14 protein-coding genes are annotated in these 17484 nt (G+C 42.5%); 7 read left to right on the top strand and 7 right to left on the bottom strand.

The annotated features are described in order from the left end of the window. Window positions 1–140: 140 nt before the first annotated feature. Window positions 141–374: a hypothetical protein gene (locus SHAL_RS15885; RefSeq protein ID WP_012278148.1), complete on the bottom strand. Its 234-nt coding sequence runs from the start codon at window positions 372–374 to the stop codon at window positions 141–143. Window positions 375–554: 180 nt separating this feature from the next. Here SHAL_RS15885 and SHAL_RS15880 point away from each other — a divergent pair, with 180 nt between their 5' ends. The 4 genes from SHAL_RS15880 to rlmM all read left to right on the top strand — a co-directional run bounded on the left by SHAL_RS15880 (window position 555) and on the right by rlmM (window position 3995). Then, complete coding sequence (locus SHAL_RS15880) at window positions 555–1466, top strand: transcriptional regulator GcvA (RefSeq protein ID WP_012278147.1); 912 nt, start codon at window positions 555–557, stop codon at window positions 1464–1466. Beyond that, a complete protein-coding gene (locus SHAL_RS15875) occupies window positions 1447–2181 on the top strand; it encodes an alpha/beta fold hydrolase (protein WP_012278146.1) in 735 nt (244 codons plus the stop codon). Before SHAL_RS15880 ends, SHAL_RS15875 begins: the two co-directional genes overlap by 20 nt. An 82-nt stretch (window positions 2182–2263) precedes the next feature. Then, a complete protein-coding gene (locus tag SHAL_RS15870; RefSeq protein ID WP_012278145.1) occupies window positions 2264–2650 on the top strand; it encodes a DUF423 domain-containing protein in 387 nt (128 codons plus the stop codon). 262 nt (window positions 2651–2912) lie between these two features. Then, the gene (gene rlmM, locus SHAL_RS15865) at window positions 2913–3995 is read left to right on the top strand and encodes a 23S rRNA (cytidine(2498)-2'-O)-methyltransferase RlmM (RefSeq protein ID WP_012278144.1); all 1083 of its coding nucleotides are present in this window, start codon (window positions 2913–2915) and stop codon (window positions 3993–3995) included. A 162-nt stretch (window positions 3996–4157) separates the two neighbouring features. Here the strand turns inward: rlmM and SHAL_RS15860 are convergent, their stop codons facing one another. Beyond that, on the bottom strand, window positions 4158–5168 hold the full coding sequence (locus SHAL_RS15860; protein ID WP_012278143.1) for an isocitrate dehydrogenase: 1011 nt from the start codon (window positions 5166–5168) through the stop codon (window positions 4158–4160). Window positions 5169–5421: 253 nt separating this feature from the next. Here SHAL_RS15860 and SHAL_RS15855 point away from each other — a divergent pair, with 253 nt between their 5' ends. After that, the gene (locus tag SHAL_RS15855; RefSeq protein WP_041416054.1) at window positions 5422–8217 is read left to right on the top strand and encodes an alpha/beta hydrolase family protein; all 2796 of its coding nucleotides are present in this window, start codon (window positions 5422–5424) and stop codon (window positions 8215–8217) included. Window positions 8218–8663: 446 nt separating this feature from the next. Next, window positions 8664–8894, top strand: a complete 231-nt coding sequence (locus SHAL_RS15850) for a hypothetical protein (RefSeq protein WP_041416053.1) — start codon at window positions 8664–8666, stop codon at window positions 8892–8894. Between the two features lie 84 nt (window positions 8895–8978). Here the strand turns inward: SHAL_RS15850 and SHAL_RS15845 are convergent, their stop codons facing one another. The 5 genes from SHAL_RS15845 to SHAL_RS15825 form a co-directional block, all read right to left on the bottom strand. Continuing rightward, window positions 8979–9365: a DUF3192 domain-containing protein gene (locus SHAL_RS15845; RefSeq protein WP_012278141.1), complete on the bottom strand. Its 387-nt coding sequence runs from the start codon at window positions 9363–9365 to the stop codon at window positions 8979–8981. A 112-nt stretch (window positions 9366–9477) separates the two neighbouring features. Beyond that, window positions 9478–10236 (bottom strand): flap endonuclease Xni, encoded by a 759-nt coding sequence (gene xni, locus SHAL_RS15840; RefSeq protein WP_012278140.1) that lies wholly within the window; start codon window positions 10234–10236, stop codon window positions 9478–9480. A gap of 9 nt (window positions 10237–10245) precedes the next feature. Continuing rightward, window positions 10246–11598 carry a nucleotide 5'-monophosphate nucleosidase PpnN gene (ppnN, locus tag SHAL_RS15835; RefSeq protein WP_012278139.1) on the bottom strand — a complete coding sequence of 451 codons (1353 nt, stop codon included), beginning with the start codon at window positions 11596–11598 and terminating at the stop codon, window positions 10246–10248. A gap of 79 nt (window positions 11599–11677) precedes the next feature. Next, window positions 11678–13234 (bottom strand): GGDEF domain-containing protein, encoded by a 1557-nt coding sequence (locus tag SHAL_RS15830; protein WP_012278138.1) that lies wholly within the window; start codon window positions 13232–13234, stop codon window positions 11678–11680. Window positions 13235–13353: 119 nt separating this feature from the next. Continuing rightward, on the bottom strand, window positions 13354–15531 hold the full coding sequence (locus SHAL_RS15825) for a tetratricopeptide repeat protein (RefSeq protein WP_012278137.1): 2178 nt from the start codon (window positions 15529–15531) through the stop codon (window positions 13354–13356). Window positions 15532–15659: 128 nt separating this feature from the next. Between SHAL_RS15825 and SHAL_RS15820 the strand changes: the two genes are divergently transcribed. Next, window positions 15660–17465: a M61 family metallopeptidase gene (locus SHAL_RS15820; protein ID WP_012278136.1), complete on the top strand. Its 1806-nt coding sequence runs from the start codon at window positions 15660–15662 to the stop codon at window positions 17463–17465. Window positions 17466–17484 lie beyond the last annotated feature (19 nt).

The raw sequence follows: 17484 nt of genomic DNA, 5'->3' as shown, positions 1-17484 counted from the left end.
AAGTACTATTAGCGTAGGTATGGCAAAGGCGACTTAATATAAGTCGCCTTTTTTGTGCTCAATATTTATTAAATCATAATTTATGGGTACAAAAAAACCACCGTAGAGGTGGTTTTAACGTTGAAGCCGATACCGCAGAATTAGTCAGCTAATATTAGCTGTGCAGTCGCTTCTTGGGTCTTTTTCTGTTCATCAGTAACGAGCATGGTATCGAGCTCCGAAGTGAGCTGTGCCTGCATTAATTCCATGCTTTCTGCTAAGTTAGCAGTTAATGTCGCTTCAATATCTTTCGTGTCGATGCTGATTTCGTCAGCGCTAACAGATGCAGATACGCTGAGCATAGCAATAACAAATACTGATTTTAGGTTCAACATACGCGGTAGCCTCCGGGCTAAAATTTGGGTTGTTAGACACGCCCCATTACGTCGTAGAGGTTGTCCAACTAGTATCATTTCGTTGGGGCTGATTTTGAACAAAAAGACTGGCCTTTACAAACGATAAAATGTAACAATGCTCATTAGAAAAACTAATTAAAAATCGGGATCTGGATCACTATGGCAAGACGATTACCTCCCCTAAATGCTGTAAAGGCATTTGAGGCTGCAGCAAGGCATTTAAGCTTCACTCGAGCAGCTGAAGAGTTGTTTGTTACTCAGGCTGCAGTGAGTCATCAAATTAAAGCGTTAGAAGAGTATCTTGGATTAAAATTATTCCGTCGCAAGAACCGTTCATTGCTGTTAACCGAGGAGGGGCAAAGCTACTTTCTCGATATCAAAGATATTTTCACTCAGCTTGCAGATGCGACCGATAGGTTATTAGCAAGAAGCGCCATCGGCTCGCTTACAGTGGCGACTTCGCCTAGCTTTGCTATTCAATGGCTCGTACCGAGACTCGCCAAATTTAGCGAGAAAAATCCAGAGATCGATGTCAGAATTAAAGCGGTTGATGACGAGGATAGCTCGCTCACCGATGATGTCGATGTCGCCATCTATTATGGCATGGGTAACTGGCCTGGAATGCGTGCCGATAAGTTAAGAAATGAAGTATTAATTCCGGTCTGTTCACCTTTATTACTCAATGGTCCTAAGCCGTTAGAGAAGCCGAGCGATCTTAAAAATCACACCTTATTACATGACTCTAGCCGCCAAGATTGGTTGGCTTGGTTTAGGCAGTGTGGAATTACTGATATTAATGTGAACCAGGGGCCAATATTTAGTCATTCTTCACTTGTGTTGCAAGCGGCCGCCCACGGTCAAGGTGTGGCGCTAGGCTACAGTGTGCTTGCAAGGCCCGACATTAAAGCAGGACGATTGGTGTGTCCATTCCCTGAAGTTTTAGTCAGTAAGAATGCATATTATCTAGTGTGCCAGCAAAACCATGCCGAGATAGGTAAGGTTGCGGCCTTTAGAGAGTGGATGCTTGACATGTTTGAAGAGGAGACCCGTAGTGAGCTGCTTACAGGATAAGTTAAAGCAAGCGTATTTAGCGGGGGAATTAGCAGAGGCTGTTGCAGGCCTAGGTCTCGAGGACTTAGTCTTCGATGCCAGCCAGTATTTGGTTGAGGATGTCATTGCTAGTGCTAATAGTGCAAACAGTGAAACGCTCATCGTGTTGACTCATGGCGCTGGGGCAAACATGCAGCATGAGTTTATGACGGCAATGGCTAAAGGCATCGCCGCGAGTGGCGCTCGTGTCGTGCGTTTTAATTTTCCTTACATGCGTGCTAATGCCATCGACGGTAAACGCCGCCCACCGGATAGAGCTCCAAAGCTTATCGCCGATTATGCGCTGCAGCTTAGTATTCTAAAGCTGCAGTTTAAGCCTAAAAAAATCTACTTAGTAGGCAAGTCGATGGGTGGGCGCATGTCGACAATCTTGGCCGAGAGCCTAAAGGTTGATGGTGTGGTGTGCTTAGGCTATCCCTTTATTCCACTCAGTGGTGGTGAACCGCGTTTAGAGCCGATAGAGAACTGTTTGGCACCCATCATGGTGATCCAAGGTGAGCGCGATAAGTTTGGTCATAAAGGGTTAGTTGAAACTTGGCCGATAATGAAAAAGGCCCAATTGCATTGGTTAACTGATGGCGATCATGGTTTTAAACCACGCAAGTCGTCAGGGACCAGCTTAGAGGCTAATCTGGCAGAAGCTATCTCGTTTATACGAAATTTTATCAATAAGTAACCATAACTTTTGATATATAGTTACTTAGAGTGCAAATTATCTACCTGTCGACGGCTATGTCGATAGGCCTTTTGGAGGTTAAATGCGTCATGGATTTTTGCTGCTAGCAGCATTAAGTGGTTTCATTGCAGTAGCATTGGGTGCATTTGGTGCACACGGGTTGAAAAACGTGGCAACAGCCGATTTAATTGCCATTTTTAATTTAGGTGTCGAGTATCAGTTTTATCATACCTTCGCACTGATCGTTGTGGCGTTTTCAGGACATTGGATTAAGTCTCGCTTGTTAGATTGGGCCGGTTATTTGTTTATCGCCGGTATGGTGCTATTTTCGGGTTCACTATATCTATACGCATTAATCGGTGCGAAATGGACCGGACCGGTTACGCCAATGGGCGGTGTCTGCTTTTTACTCGGCTGGTTGTTTATTGCGCTGGCCGTTTGGCGCAATCGAGTAAAAGAGTTGGACTAGAAGCGCTGTATATTATTGGATTGTTTGAAAGAATATAGAGCAGACTCGGGCAATGTATTAGACCTGCGTACTGATATTAAATTTTAGACAGTACACAGCTAAGCTTGAACAGTGTAAAATAGCGGGCAACAACTTTGTTGGCCGCTTTTTTGTATCAATTATTCAAATACGCTGGCTGTTTTAAGCGCTATGCTTTTGAAGCCTTGTGTCATTTTTTAAAATGACACTTTGATTGATATTATTTTTATCTTCAGGAAATTCAATGATAAACCTATTTTTATTTTGCCGTGCTGGTTACGAGAAAGATTGCGCTGCAGAGATCCAAGTGCGCGCGGCTGAGCTCGACATTGGTGGATTTGTAAAAACCAACACCAATGATGCCTATGTCATTTTTCAGTGCTTTCAAGCCGGCGATGCTGAAGTTTTGGCTAAAAACATTAGCTTGGACTCACTTATTTTTGCCAGACAGATGTTTGCCGCAAAAGAGTTACTAAAAGGCTTACCTGAACAAGATAGAATTAGCCCGATTGTTGAAGCCTTGGCTCAAGTACACAAAGCAGGCGAATTGCGCGTTGAAACGCCTGACACGAACGAAGCGAAAGAGTTATCTAACTTCTGTCGTAAGTTCACTGTTCCGCTTAGACAGGCATTGAAAAAGTCGGGCGCACTGCTTGAAAAAGAAAACCCAAAGCGTCCAATTATTCATGTGTGTTTTGTTGCATCTGGTCAAGCTTATGTTGGTTTCTCACTGAGCAATAACAGTTCGCCTTATTTTATGGGGATCCCAAGACTTAAGATTGCTGCTGACGCGCCGAGTCGCTCGACGCTTAAACTTGACGAAGCCTTTATTCACTTTATTCCTAAAGAAGAACAAGAAACTCGTCTAAGTAGTGGTATGAAGGCGGTGGATCTTGGTGCTTGTCCTGGTGGTTGGACATATCAGCTTGTGAGACGTGGTATGTTTGTTGCGGCTGTCGATAACGGTCCAATGGATCAAGGTTTAATGGATACCGGACAGGTAAAACATTACCAAGCCGATGGATTTAGATTCGAGCCTCCAAGAAAGAACATCACTTGGCTTGTGTGTGACATGATTGAAAAGCCATCTCGCGTAGCCGAGCTTATTGAAGCATGGGCGATTAATGGCTGGTTTAAAGAGTCAATCTTCAACTTAAAACTGCCTATGAAGGCACGTTATAAAGAAGTTTCGACAATTCTAGCGACGATGGAAGAGATCTTAAAAGAAAATGGTGTCGATGATTTCTCTATCGCGGCCAAGCATCTTTACCATGACCGTGATGAAGTGACGGTTCATCTTTGCTTGAGACCGTCTCAACCTTGGTAATAGCTTAATTTTATTTAGCTTAATTTTGTCTAGCTTAGCCGAGCTTGGTTTTAAACTCGGTTAACGCAAGAGCATAAAAAAGGCCTCATGTGAAAACATGGGGCCTTTTGGTTTTTAATCTTGTCTATCAATGCTATCGATTAATACTGCCGATGAAGCAGATTAAGATAGACGTTCAATGACAGCCTGAGTGAAGTCTGTTGTGCCGTGAGTACCACCGAGATCGCGAGTCGTACGGTCGCCTTCTTCGATAACGGCGGTAATTGCTGCGCGAATTAGCTCAGCTTTATCGGACATGCCCAAGTACTCAAGCATCTGAATCGACGCAAGAACAACAGAAGTTGGGTTGGCTAGGTTCTTACCTGCAATATCGGGTGCACTGCCATGTACTGCTTCGAAGATAGCGGCATCACGACCAATGTTTGCACCAGGTGCCATACCTAGGCCACCTACAAGACCAGCACAAAGATCTGACAGAATGTCACCGAATAGGTTAGTGGTAACAATCACGTCGAAGTTTTCTGGATTCATTACCAGCTTCATGCATGTCGCATCGACAATCATCTCTTCAGTGGTGATGTCAGGGTAGCGCAAGCTCACTTCACGGGCCACCTTCAAAAACAGTCCTGAAGTTGACTTCATGATGTTAGCTTTATGAACGATGGTGACCTTTTTACGGCCTTCTTTGCGTGCAAGTTCATAGGCAAATGTAGTGATCTGCTCAGCGCCTTGACGCGTAATGATACTGGTCGCTTCAGCAGTCGCACCATCATCAGATACTGTTTGACCTAGGCCTGAGTACATACCCTCGGTATTTTCACGTACCGTGATGATGTCGATATTGTCATAACGCGCCTGAGTACCTTTAAAAGACAAAACAGGGCGTACATTTGCGTAAAGGCTAAATTGCTTACGTAGGCTAACATTAATAGAAGTAAAGCCTTCTCCAACTGGTGTTGTTAGTGGGCCTTTAAGGGTAATACGATTCTTTTCGATAAGTTCTAAGGTACGCTGAGGTAATAGTTCACCGTGCTTTTCTAATGCAACCAAACCCGCATCTGCAAACTCATACTCAAAATCACAACCTGCTTTATCAAGGATTTTAAGCGCTGAATCGATAATGCTTGGGCCAATCCCATCACCAGGGATTACGGTTATAGTTCTTTTTGTCATGGATAGTCCTACCAAGGTTAGGCGTTACTGCAATTGTGTGGCCATGTCTTAGGACATGGAAAGTAACTTTGAATTCTTTTCTTTTTATTCGATGTATTTTAAACACTTTTAAACAACTTTCACAGTAAATAGTGAGCAATCTCACGTTTTTTTCTGTAGGGTAACTTGCATAAATAACTGCTTATGACGATGATTGTTCGTTAGAAGGTTAAAAAGTCTACTTTAGTCTAATAAAATAATAATGAGGAAGACCTTGAAGTCACTACCTATAAAGTCATTATTGCTATTTTCGACGTGCTTGCTGTCTGCAAACTTGATGGCGGCCACAAATAGCATCACTCCCGACGATATCATGCGGTTCGAATCGCTTAAAAAGCCTGTTATTTCAGATATGGGCAATATGCTCGCAGTTGAAGTAGCACCAGATCGTGGTGATAGCCATGGTTTAGTCAAAAGCTTAGTTGCGAATAAGCAGTTTAGTGTAAAAGGAGGCAGTAAGCCAAAAATCAGCCATGACGGTCGATTTGTCGCATTTGTTGATGTAATCCCTTTGCTTGATTCTGAGCAGGCGAATAAGAAAGCTAAAAAGAAACTCAAGTCAGGTTTAGTTTTGTTAGATACCTCAACAGGAAAAGAAATACGTTATGAGCGTGTTAAATCTTTTGAATTCAACGAGACGGGTAGCCATTTAGCCATTTGGTTTGAAGCTGACGAAAATAAAAAAGATGAAAAATCAGCCGATAAGCCTGAAAACGGTAACAAAGAGCTAAAAGTTGATGATTATGATAAAGGCTCACTTGTCGAGTTAGTAACTCTTAATAATTTAAAATCAATTAAATTTAAAGATGTTACTGCCTTTAACTTTGATAAGTCCGGTATTCATTTTGCCTTAGCAATAAATAATATTGAGGCAAATAAGCATGAACTGAGACTGGTTAAACTTGCTGACAATACAGCATCGATTATACAGAGTTTAAAGCAGCAACAAGTAGGCTCAATTGCACTGAGTAACGATGGTAAGTACATAGGTTTTACCTATGGTGACGCTCAAGCCGCCCCTTATGGTCGTGAATATCAGTTATCCTTATTGGATCTTGAGAACAACAAGCTTACCGCAGCGCCAAAATCACCAGAATGGACCTTGAATCGCTACGCCGAATTACGCTTTTCTGATGATAGCCAGCGCTTGTTTTTTGGTCGCGTACCACAGGTGAGTCAGCAGTTAGAAATCGCCAAGGTTGAAAGTCAGGCCGATCTATTTGATAAAGAAGTGATTACTTCTAGTCGTGCATTAAGAGTGTGGCATGGTGATGATCCCCGTATTAAGCCTCATGAAGTTAAGCAGTATAAAAAAGAGTTAAAACGCACCTATTTAGCGGTATTACATATCAATGGTAATAACCTTGTGCAACTTGGCGACCTTATAGTGCCGGATGTTGAAGTGCAGCAACAGCAACGCTTTGCACTAGCAAGCTCTGATCTGCCTTATCGTAAGATGATCACTTGGGCTGGTTTCTATCGTGATTTTTACTTGGTTGATCTCAATACTGGTCGCAAGATCTCATTACTCACTCAGCAAAGCACCTCTGAAGAACCGACATTATCTCCAGGCGAAAAGTTTGTCTCATATTACTTACATGGCAACGTATTTTTATATGAGATAGCGCAGGATAGGCGCACTAATGTCACTAAAACGTTAGGTGTTTCTTTTGCCGATGAAGATCATGATTACCCGTCAAATGCTCCAAGCTATGGTTTAGGGCCTTGGATTGCTGGCGATACTGGATTATTGATTTATGACAAATTTGATATTTGGCAGGTCAGTACCACATCCCATGATGCATTCAAGCTAACTGCTGGGGAAGGCCGCAAGCACGGTGTCCAGTATCGTGTGACTGGACTGGTTAAAGATAAGGAGTATCCAAGCGTACTTAAGGGGGATGAGAAAGTACTGCTGCATGGTTACAGTGATATCACGAAAGGTGATGGCTTTTATCAAGCTCAAATCGGTGTTGCAGGTGTCACGCCATTAATGGATGGTGACTATAAACTTAAGTTACTCGCGCGCAGTAAAGATGCTGAGACGATTCTCTATTCAAAGGAGCAGTATGATCGGTTCCCAGATCTCTATAGTGGCAGTTATGATTCTCCACAAGATGCCACCCGTCAAACGAACCTAGACAAGCAGCGTGAAGCCTTTAACTGGAGCCAGTCAGAGTTAGTGCAGTGGACTAATGGCGATGGTAAACCACTTGATGGTGTATTGATTAAGCCAACCAATTACGTTGAAGGTAAGCGTTATCCTGTACTGGTTTATTTTTATCGTTTTATGAGTGATAGATTGCATGCTTTCCCGCAGATGAAGATTAACCATAGGCCAAATTTTGCCTGGTTTGCTGACAACGGTTATGCCATATTCCTACCAGATATTCGCTTTGAAGTGGGTTACCCTGGTGATTCATCAGTGCAAGCATTGACATCAGGTGTGCAGCATTTGATTGATATTGGTATTGCCGATCCAAAGGCTGTGGGGATCCAAGGTCACTCTTGGGGCGGTTATCAAACAGCATTTGCAGTAACTAAAACCAATATTTTTAAGGCTGCTGTAACTGGCGCGCCAGTGTCGAATATGACCAGTGCTTATAGCGGTATTCGTCACGGTAGTGGTCTAGCAAGACAGTTCCAGTATGAAACGGGTCAAAGCCGCATTGGAGAAAGTTTATTTAAGTTCCCGCAAAAGTATATTGAGAACTCTCCAGTTTTCTATGTTGAACGCATTAAAACACCTATGATGATCATGTTTGGTGATAAAGATGATGCGGTGCCGTGGGAGCAGGGGGTTGAGTTGTATTTAGCGATGCGCCGAGCGGGTAAAGATGTGGTGTTCTTACAGTATCAAGATGAGCCTCATCACCTTAAAAAATACCCCAATAAACTCGATTACAGCATTCGCATGATGGAATATTTCGATCATTACTTAAAAGGGACACCTGCACCGAAGTGGTTGAGCGAAGGTGAGGCCTATACAGAGAATAAGAAGGCTGATTAATTCATTTGTTCGAAGCAATAACGGGCTAGTTTTTGCCTGTTCGACTAATTGCTAACTTATAGAGGGTTAGCGAATAGAGAGTGAGTTGATAAAGTGCTAAATGCCGAGGCGATGACTTCGGCATTTTTATATTTGCTTGAAAATATGAGCTTGGAAATAATAGCTCGAAAATATTAACTTTGTAATGAGCGCCGATAGTTGTTAAGTTTTAAGGTGCTAAGGAATAACCCTTAACTAAGGCCTGAGTATAGTCTCTGACAATGGATACTCTGGCGGTATTTGTCACGAGGTTGCCATGCTTACCTCATTTTTGTAGTAGCAGCTTGTAATAATTGCTCACAGTAATAGCTCGTTATAGCCGTCTTTTGCTAAGCGACTTTTGATAAGTGATGTTTACTATGAGTGGTATGGTAGCTTAAGTGTGAATTCATCAACAAGGAGCGTAAATGAATAAGATTAAAAGTGTCAGTTTAGTGAGTTTATTAATGGTTGTTTTACCGCTATCCGTTAATGCGACAGCCCCGTTAGAGGGGGAGCCAGATTGGGAAGCAAGAAAGCGGTCAACTACAGAGAGCGAGACTGAACAAACAGAGAGAGAACGTTTATTGCAAGAACTTAAACGTATGGAAGAGGCAGAGAAGGCAGCGCAAAAACAGTTGGAAAAAGACGGCTTTTAGGCAGCGTTTAGTCTATTCACAAAAAGCAGCGATAATTATCGCTGCTTTTTGTTTTAGCAAGTAAACCGCTCTATCTGCGGGTGTTTAGCTATCTATTGGACTTGCCAAATATTGGTGATAGGTATCTTCTCCCCATGCAATGAGCTTACCCTGTTTGAAGAGTAAGGGAGTGCACTCTTCTTTAGAGGTTTCACCGTCGGATGTTCTATGATGAGTGCGGTAGAATAACACTTCAATATTTTGTTCATTAGAAATTTTGGCTTCGGTGAAATCGGCTTTGCCAAAGAGACTTTTGATTTCTGTGATACTTTGTCCAATAGCCACTTCGTTCAGCATCGCTTTATTATAGGCCTGCCTATCCTCCCAATCCATCTCATCGGGGCTAGGATCGTAGGACACCATGATCACGGCGACAAAGGCCAGATAAGCCACAAAAATACTGATGACGACGACGGGGAGTTTAGATTTCATTCTAACAGTGGTTCCTTCACTTTGTTCTTTCAATAACATTAAGATACTACTTGAAGGCACCTAGGTAAATGCTGGGAACGTAACTTTATGTTAACAACTGTAAGTGCGCGCCTTACTGTTCAATTCTAAACTGCTTTAAATTTACATTTAAAGGTAGGTCTGTTTGCAGTTGAACCAATTTATAGCTTAGGCGTGCCATCTGTTTGCCCTCTTCAAGTTTCTTGGCCTGTTTAGAGCCCACTTTGTCGATGGAGTTATAAATGTTAGCTAAGGATCTAAAAATCTTGAGTAACTCTACCGCTGATTTAGGACCAATACCCGGCACTCCAGGAATTTTATTGCCACTATCACCAGCAAGAGCCAAGTAATCGATAAACTGAGTAGATTCAACGCCCAGTTTTTTTTCCATCTCTTCGATAGTCAAATAGCCTTGATTAAAATGATCCCAGCGTTTGATATTTGGATGACTTAACTGGCAAAAACCTTTATCGGTTGAAACGATAATGGCTTCGCCATTTATGCTGGTCAGTTTAGTCGCTAAGGTCGCAATGACATCATCGGCTTCTGAATCGGCATTGATCGAGTTAAGTTGATGTTCTGCAAGATAGGCTTTGAGTTCGACAAGGCCGTTAGCCAGCGCTTCTGGCATAGGTTTACGACCTTTCTTGTAGTCTTCAAATAGGGCTTTGCGCCATGAAATCGCATCTCCATCCCAAACGATAGCGGCATGACTGGGTTGATGGAACTTGAGTAGCTTACGACATGCACCATTGACTCGTTCTTTAAGGCCTGTGATATCGGATTCATTTGGCTGTGCGGCGTGAATGCGCCGCACTAAGTTCATGCCATCTATAATGAGGAATTTATTCATTTAATCGCTTTATTTAATAATTTTATAGCAGGGAACATACGCACTTCCCGGTAACTTCATACGTTGTTGTAAAACAAAGGCGCCCAATAGCTCGTCCATAAGTGCCATAAGCTTAGGGTCACCTTTTAGCTCGAACGGTCCCTTAGTTTCAATGGCTTTAATGGTGTCCATTTTGACATTACCAGCCACAATACCCGAGAATGCTTTTCTTAGGTTTGCTGCAAGTTCAGCTTTATTGGTCTGAAAGTGCAAGTCGAGATTACTCATCACTTCGTGGGTAGGCTCAAATGGTAGTTGAAACTCAGGTTCCACCTTTAAAGACCACTGGTACTGGTAAGAGTCGCCATTTTCTCTGCGGAAGGTTTTAATATCTTCCATTGCTTGCTTTTGAATTCGAGCAACTTTTACAGGATCGTCAATGACAATTTGGTATTTGCTCTGGGCTTCTTCGCCTAAGGTTGCACCGATAAACTCATCGATACGTAAGAAATACTCTTCACTCTCTTTAGGGCCTGTCAGGACGAGTGGAAAGGGAATATCTTGATTTTCTTTATTGAGTAAAATACCCAGTAAATAAAGTAATTCCTCTGCGGTTCCCGCACCACCAGGGAAAATGATAATCCCGTGGCCGAGCCTAACAAAGGCCTCTAAGCGTTTTTCAATATCGGGCAGAATAACCAGTTCGTTGACGATCTGATTTGGTGGCTCTGCGGCAATAATACTGGGCTCAGTCAGACCAATATAACGAGCGTGGTTCACCCGTTGTTTCGCGTGACCAATGGCTGCCCCCTTCATCGGCCCTTCCATAGCGCCGGGTCCACAACCGGTGCAGATATCGAGTTTACGTAACCCTAATTCATAACCCACTTCACGGGTATATTGATACTCGACGGGGTTGATACTGTGTCCGCCCCAGCAAACGACAATATTTGGGTCGAACATCGGCATTGAGCGCGCATTGCGTAAGATATCGAATACCACGTTAGTGATGTGGCTCGCATTCGTTAGGTTGATATGCTTAAGGTTATCGTACTTATCGTTGATATAAACGATATCTCTGAGTACCGCAAAGAGATGCTCTTGGATCCCAGCCATGATCTCACCATCAACAAAGGCTTCTTCCGGTGGGTTGGTTAGCTCAATCTTAATGCCACGCTCTCGGCGTAAGACACTGATATTAAAGTCACTGAACTGAGTGAATAGGCCTTCGGCATTATCACTTTGTAGGCCTGATGCGAGAACAGCGAGCGAACAGCTTCGGTAGAGCTGATAAAGCTCACTCTTTGCGTTTTGTTTCAATCGATCAACTTCGAGTTGCGACAGTTGATCTAGACTTCCACGAGGACTAATTTTTACTATCATAGCTACTCCTTAAGCAGTGATAGGCAAGCTGTCCCACAAAGACTGACGTGGTAACGAGTGTTAGCACAAGGGGATTAGCTTAAAAGTCGATAATGACTCTATCTCTGCTTTCGTTTTTGGCTTTATATAACGCTGCGTCGGCTCGGTCGAATGTTTCTGTTATGAGCTCATTTTCAATGATTTGTGCAGCGCCTATAGACACTGTAACTGTAATTCTCTGATTTTTAAACTTAAATGGAATACTTTTTACTTTCTCTCTCACTCGATTGAGTAAAGGCTGAATATCGCTTTCGGCAACATCAGGTAGTAAAAGCACAAACTCTTCACCGCCATATCGAGCGACAAACTCTGATTCTCGTAATGCGCTTTTTAGCGCCATAGCTATGACTTGTAGAGTCTTATCACCAGTGCTGTGACCAAAACTATCGTTTATGGTTTTGAAATGATCTATATCGGCAACCGCGACCCATAAGGGTTGTTTGGTGCGTTTGTAGTTGCGATATTCGATATCCATGCGCTCTTCTAATGCGCTACGATTTGGTAACTGAGTGAGTGAATCTAACAAGTTAAGCTTTTGCTGTTCAAATAAACGCTCTTTGTATGACTCTGTTTCTTTCCCAAGCTCTTTGAGTTCTTGACGTAATGTTTCAACAGACTGCTTTAGCTGGGCTTGCTCTCTATTTTCGAGTAGTTCTTTGCGGCTAAGAGACTTGCGCAAAGAGGCCAAATGAACGGTGATCTGATTTTTCAGCTCATCGATATCATCAACTTCAATTACTGTTTCTCCAACGTTATCGACTTGGTAGTTAATGTCGCGATTAAGCTGTTTAGTGACTTGAAAGCTCTTTACTGAGTGGCTGTATGAATCTGTGACCACTTCTTGAACATTGCTTAGTGCATTATTGAGTACGTATAGAAACTCTTGTGAGGCCGTTTTTTCTCTAGCAATATTATCTAGCAGTAGGCCGAGTACCACTTGATAAGCGTCAAGTAAGGTATCGAGTTCAAACTCCTCTGTTAATGAGCGCTTAATTTGCGAGATTTGATCTCGCTGATCTTTTCTAAATTCTATTTCTGATAACAGCTGTGCTAGTTCATGAGCAGCCTGTCTATGGCGAGGAAAGATCTCGAACTGCTCACCAAGGTTAAGTTTCTCTTTTAAGATCTCATTGTAAAAATTAACCACTTTCTCTACCTTCGGAATGTAATCCCAATAGGTATGAAATGGTTTAACCAGTTCTTTTTTAAAGTAAGAAATTTCTAGCTTTAACTTGCTTGGCAGAGATTCAACTCGCTGGATTTGGCTTATCATATTGGTTAATGACTGGCGGCTATCTTCGAGTTGCAGCATCACTCGAGCATATTGCTGCTTAAGGATAGTATCGGCTTCATTTAGCTCCGGCAGAGAATCTTCGAACTGACTAAATTTGGCCAATTTATGACGCAACTTGGCGAGTTTATTATCAAGCTCTAAATTTTGGCCTTTACAGGCGAGGCTTAGTTGGCCTACAAATTGTGCGAGGATGTGCAGTTTTTCATTTTGCTCTTCGTTCATCTCCTCTAACGCCTGTCTGGCAGAAAAGAGTTTCTGCTGTAACACACTTAATTGAGACGTACTTACGGCGACATCCTTCATGTTTATTTGTGTTCCTATAAATTATGCAATTTAAAAATAAAGCTTAAATTTAACCACTTATTTTACCCATAGTCTTTAAAAAGAGAAATTAACATCACTAGAAGCTGAGATTTAAATGCCTATACGGCTATTTTGTCATCATTAATATCGATGTTTTGATGACTCTTCCATCTAGGCCAAATGATATCTTCTTTATTGCCATTGGTTTCGATTTTAATAATGCCGCGAACAATGCTTTTTTCGATGTTAAGGTAAAGTGGTTTACTAAATATTCCTGCGGAAGCAAAATTCAGTGCTTTCATTGTGACAAAGTAGTCTTTGTCACTACCTAAGGTTCTCGCTGCGGACAACATCATCTGCAAGCTAGCAAAGTGTTGTCCAGCTGTCAGTTTGATGGCTAAATCACCTAAAAGAGGCAGATGTAATATCCCCATCTGCAGACTTGTTTCACCGTCGTTTTCATTAATAACGCTTCTTAGCGTAGTCAGTAGGCTATTAGGCTCTATGCTTGAGTCAAGACTCATTAAAAACAATCCAGGCCGAATAATGTAAGGCTCACAGTTCAGAGCATTTTTGATTGCTAAAAGCTGTTGTTTATTCATATCGGCATTACACTGATATCCTTGAACCAAATCATAACTTAGCTGATCAGATAGTGAGATCAGTGCCAATGTTTTGATAGGCTTATTGTACTGATTGGCATAATCCAACTTAAAAGCCAAATAGCCTGGTAGCCCAGTAAAGGGTTCAAGCAGCTGAGCTTGAGTTAGATTTGAGTTAACTGCGCTAAACTTACTCTTAAGTCGCCATTGCTTGATTAATAGCAACAAGATAAAGAATAGGGTCAATATACAGAGTATGCTAACTAAGCGAAGCATATTGAATTGTTCAGTTTTCGCCTGTAATGCATTTTGGAGCTGATTTAAATTGAGCTTAAGCTTTTGCTCTATTATTTGCGACTGTTGCATATCAAATTCGGTCGCTGGGGCCTCAGCCTTAGTATTGAGTTTATTAAGTATTAAAAGACTGTTGTAGGCATCTTCATAGCGGCCTAGCTTTTCGAAGGCGTCAGTTTGTCTTGTTAATGCTTCCTCTAACTCTTCATTTAGCTGCTTAGACTGGGCTATTTCTGCTGCTTTTGTGGCGTAATCTAAGGATTTTTGCCAATCGCCAGTACTTGCTGTCACTTCTGCGATGATTAGGTCGTTATACACTAAATAGTGATTACTCTTTTTGGATGTAAAAATTTCATTGGCCCGCTCAAGATTAATGAGTGAACTCTGGATATCACCAATTTTATAGTAGGCTTCACCCAGATTATGCAGGTTGAGGGCCAAGCCAATATAATTGCCGAGTTTTGACTCAATTTGTTGTGCATTCAAGTGGTAATCAATCGCCTTGTACCATTGTCCTTGGTTGGCGTAAATCATGGCGATTACCGTCATCGATGAAGACACATAATTTTCGTTACCCAGCAGGCTAAAAGCTTCGGCGGCGTTATGAGCCGATGTGAGCGCCTCCTCCCAAGACTCTAAATCCCGATAGATCCTAGCAAGCTGAAGTTCTATATGGGCATTCTGAGAAGCGTTTTCCCCACCTCTAGTGTACTTTACAGCTTCAGTGTAATGAGAAAGCGATTTGCCTAATTGATCTTGTTTATAAAAATATTTACCTAATATCGATTCAGCATGGGCGATGAAGTAGTCATTATTGAGTTGCTTTGAGATTGTTGAGAGCTTTTTCAAGTGCTGCAGTGCAATCACTTCTTCGCGCAAAATCATATGCATTACACTGAGGTGTTCTTGCAAGGTATACAGTAGGACTCGATCGGCCTGATTGTTTGAATGCTCTACCAGTTGCACGGCTTGTTGGTAGTATTCGATAGCGCTAGCGTAATCTTGTTGGCTTCTTCCCGCATAGCGCCCTTTGAGCATTAATAAATAGCTTTTATCAAATGCACTACTACTAATATGCTCAAGTAGCTCGGAGAGTTGTTTAGCGACTATATAGCGGTTTTTATCTTTGTTATAAAGTGCCATCTTTAAGCGAGCAGAAAGCTGAATATCGCGCTTCAGCTCTTCGCTTGATATGCGTTTCTGTTGAGCAAATAGCGTAAACTCCTGTGCCGAAGTGAAATGGGGCAGTGCAGGTAATGTTTTTGCTAACGACTGCTCAAGCGCTTTCGGTGCTTCTCTAAACTGCACTTCAGTTAAGACTTCATCTCTTGGCGCAGCATAAACATGGCTGGCATAAAATGATAAAAATATGAACGATACTCGGGTTATGAAAATATGCATTTACATGCCAGTCCTCGCGCTTACTCGTTAAATTAAACGCCTGATTTTTGTTATTCTTTGGCCTAATTAAGTCTTATGTTATATTTTGCTGACTCAATGAAGAACAATAATAACAGAAGGACGCGAGAGTGAAACCTGTAGTTCCCTTTATCTTAACTTTTAGTGCTTTAGCCTGTACTAATGCAATTGCCAACGTAAGCTACCAGATTGACTTAACGAGCCCTGAACATCACTTGGCCAATGTCGAGGTTGTCTTTCCTGAAACTCAGTCAAACTCTTTAGTGGTTAACTTACCTGTATGGCGCACGGGTAAATATCAAGTCTTGCCATTGGCGGACGCGGTTAGAACTTTTACGGCAACCGATGATAGCGGTGCAGTACTACCTTGGTCTAGAACCGCTAGTGGCGAGTGGACAATAGCCTTAAGTGAGCCAACGAGTGTCACGGTCAGCTATCAACTTTATGCCAATAAATTGGGGCAACGGGTCAACCATATCGATGCAAGCCATGCCTTTTTAGATGCGAGTGGTACCTTTGTTTATAGTCCTGAGTTTAGGGGGGAGCCCCTAACCGTTTCTCTTAATGTCCCTAGTGACTGGAATAGTTACTCGGGTATGGACAGCGGCAGTCACGCGCATAGTTTCACTGCTGATAATTACGATATCTTAGTCGATTCGCCAATCGAAACAGGGATCAGCGAGCATCGAGAATTTAGTGCTGATGGCAGGGCGTATGAATTAGTTGTTTGGGGAGAGGGCAACTATGACATCGACCAAATGGTCACTGACTTGACCAAGCTTAGCGGTCAGGCTGAGGTGATTTGGGATGATTACCCATTTAAGCGTTATGTTTATATGGTTCACGCCACCAGTGGCGCTCGGGGCGCAACTGAGCACTTAAATTCGACGATTATTCAACGACCACGTTTTAGCTATCGAGATCGTAAAGATTACTTAGGCTTTATCAAGACGGCCTCCCATGAGTTTATTCATACTTGGAACGTTAAGGCGTATCGTCCTGATGGATTAGTGCCATACAACTATCAAGATGAAGGGATCACTGAACTATTGTGGATTGCTGAGGGCTCAACGAGTTACTTCCAAAGTCAGTTGCTGTTACGGGCTGGGGTGATGACACCAAAGGAGTTTTTAGAAGACTTAGCGAAGCGAGTCGCTCAGAGTGAGCAAACACCCGGTAGAGAAGTGCAGTCAATTGCTGATGCGAGTGCTAATCAGTGGGCAAGCAGCGGTGGAGATTACGCGGTTAACCACAGCACTAACATCTACTCCGAAGGTTATTTAACGTCACTAGCGTTAGATTTTTCTCTACTTCAAGAAACCAAACTGAAACGCTCATACCGCGATGTGCACCGTAAACTTTACAATGATCACCGTATTCCAGCGGGTTACACCATTAGTGATGTGAAGGGGATTTTAAATACTGTTTCAGGAACCAGTTATGAAGGCTGGTGGCAGGAGTATGTTAACTCGCCAGTAAGTTTAGACTTTGACTCGCTACTCGGTTTGGCCGGTTTAAAAACCAGCTATGGTAAAGAGGCAAAAGTAGAGCCTTTTACTGGCGTTACGTTAAAGTCAGGTTCATTGGTGTTATCGCAAGTGCTGCGTGGTGGTCCAGCTTGGAATGCAGGCATCGTACTCGGAGACGAAATCGTTGCGATAAACGGGCTTAAGGTTACTGCGGCGGGCTTTGAGTCGCGCATTAAAGACTTTAGTGCAGGTGACACCATCAAAGTGACGCTGTTTAGTAATGACAGACTGAAAGATATCGAGCTTAAACTTGGTGAGAAACAAAGTGGCAAGTTGGTTATTACCAGTGTTGATAAGCCAAGTCGCTCACAAAAAGCCTTCTTTAAGGCGTGGTTAGGTGTGGATTGGCCATTTGATAAAGAGGGTCAGTTAAAAGCGGTTAAATAAACTGGACTGACTCGTTTTG

Origin of the sequence: Shewanella halifaxensis HAW-EB4, from assembly GCF_000019185.1 — a bacterium.
Lineage (GTDB): Bacteria > Pseudomonadota > Gammaproteobacteria > Enterobacterales > Shewanellaceae > Shewanella > Shewanella halifaxensis.
The sequence above is the reverse complement of the archived record's forward strand: the minus strand, read 5'-3'. Positions and strand labels throughout refer to the sequence as shown.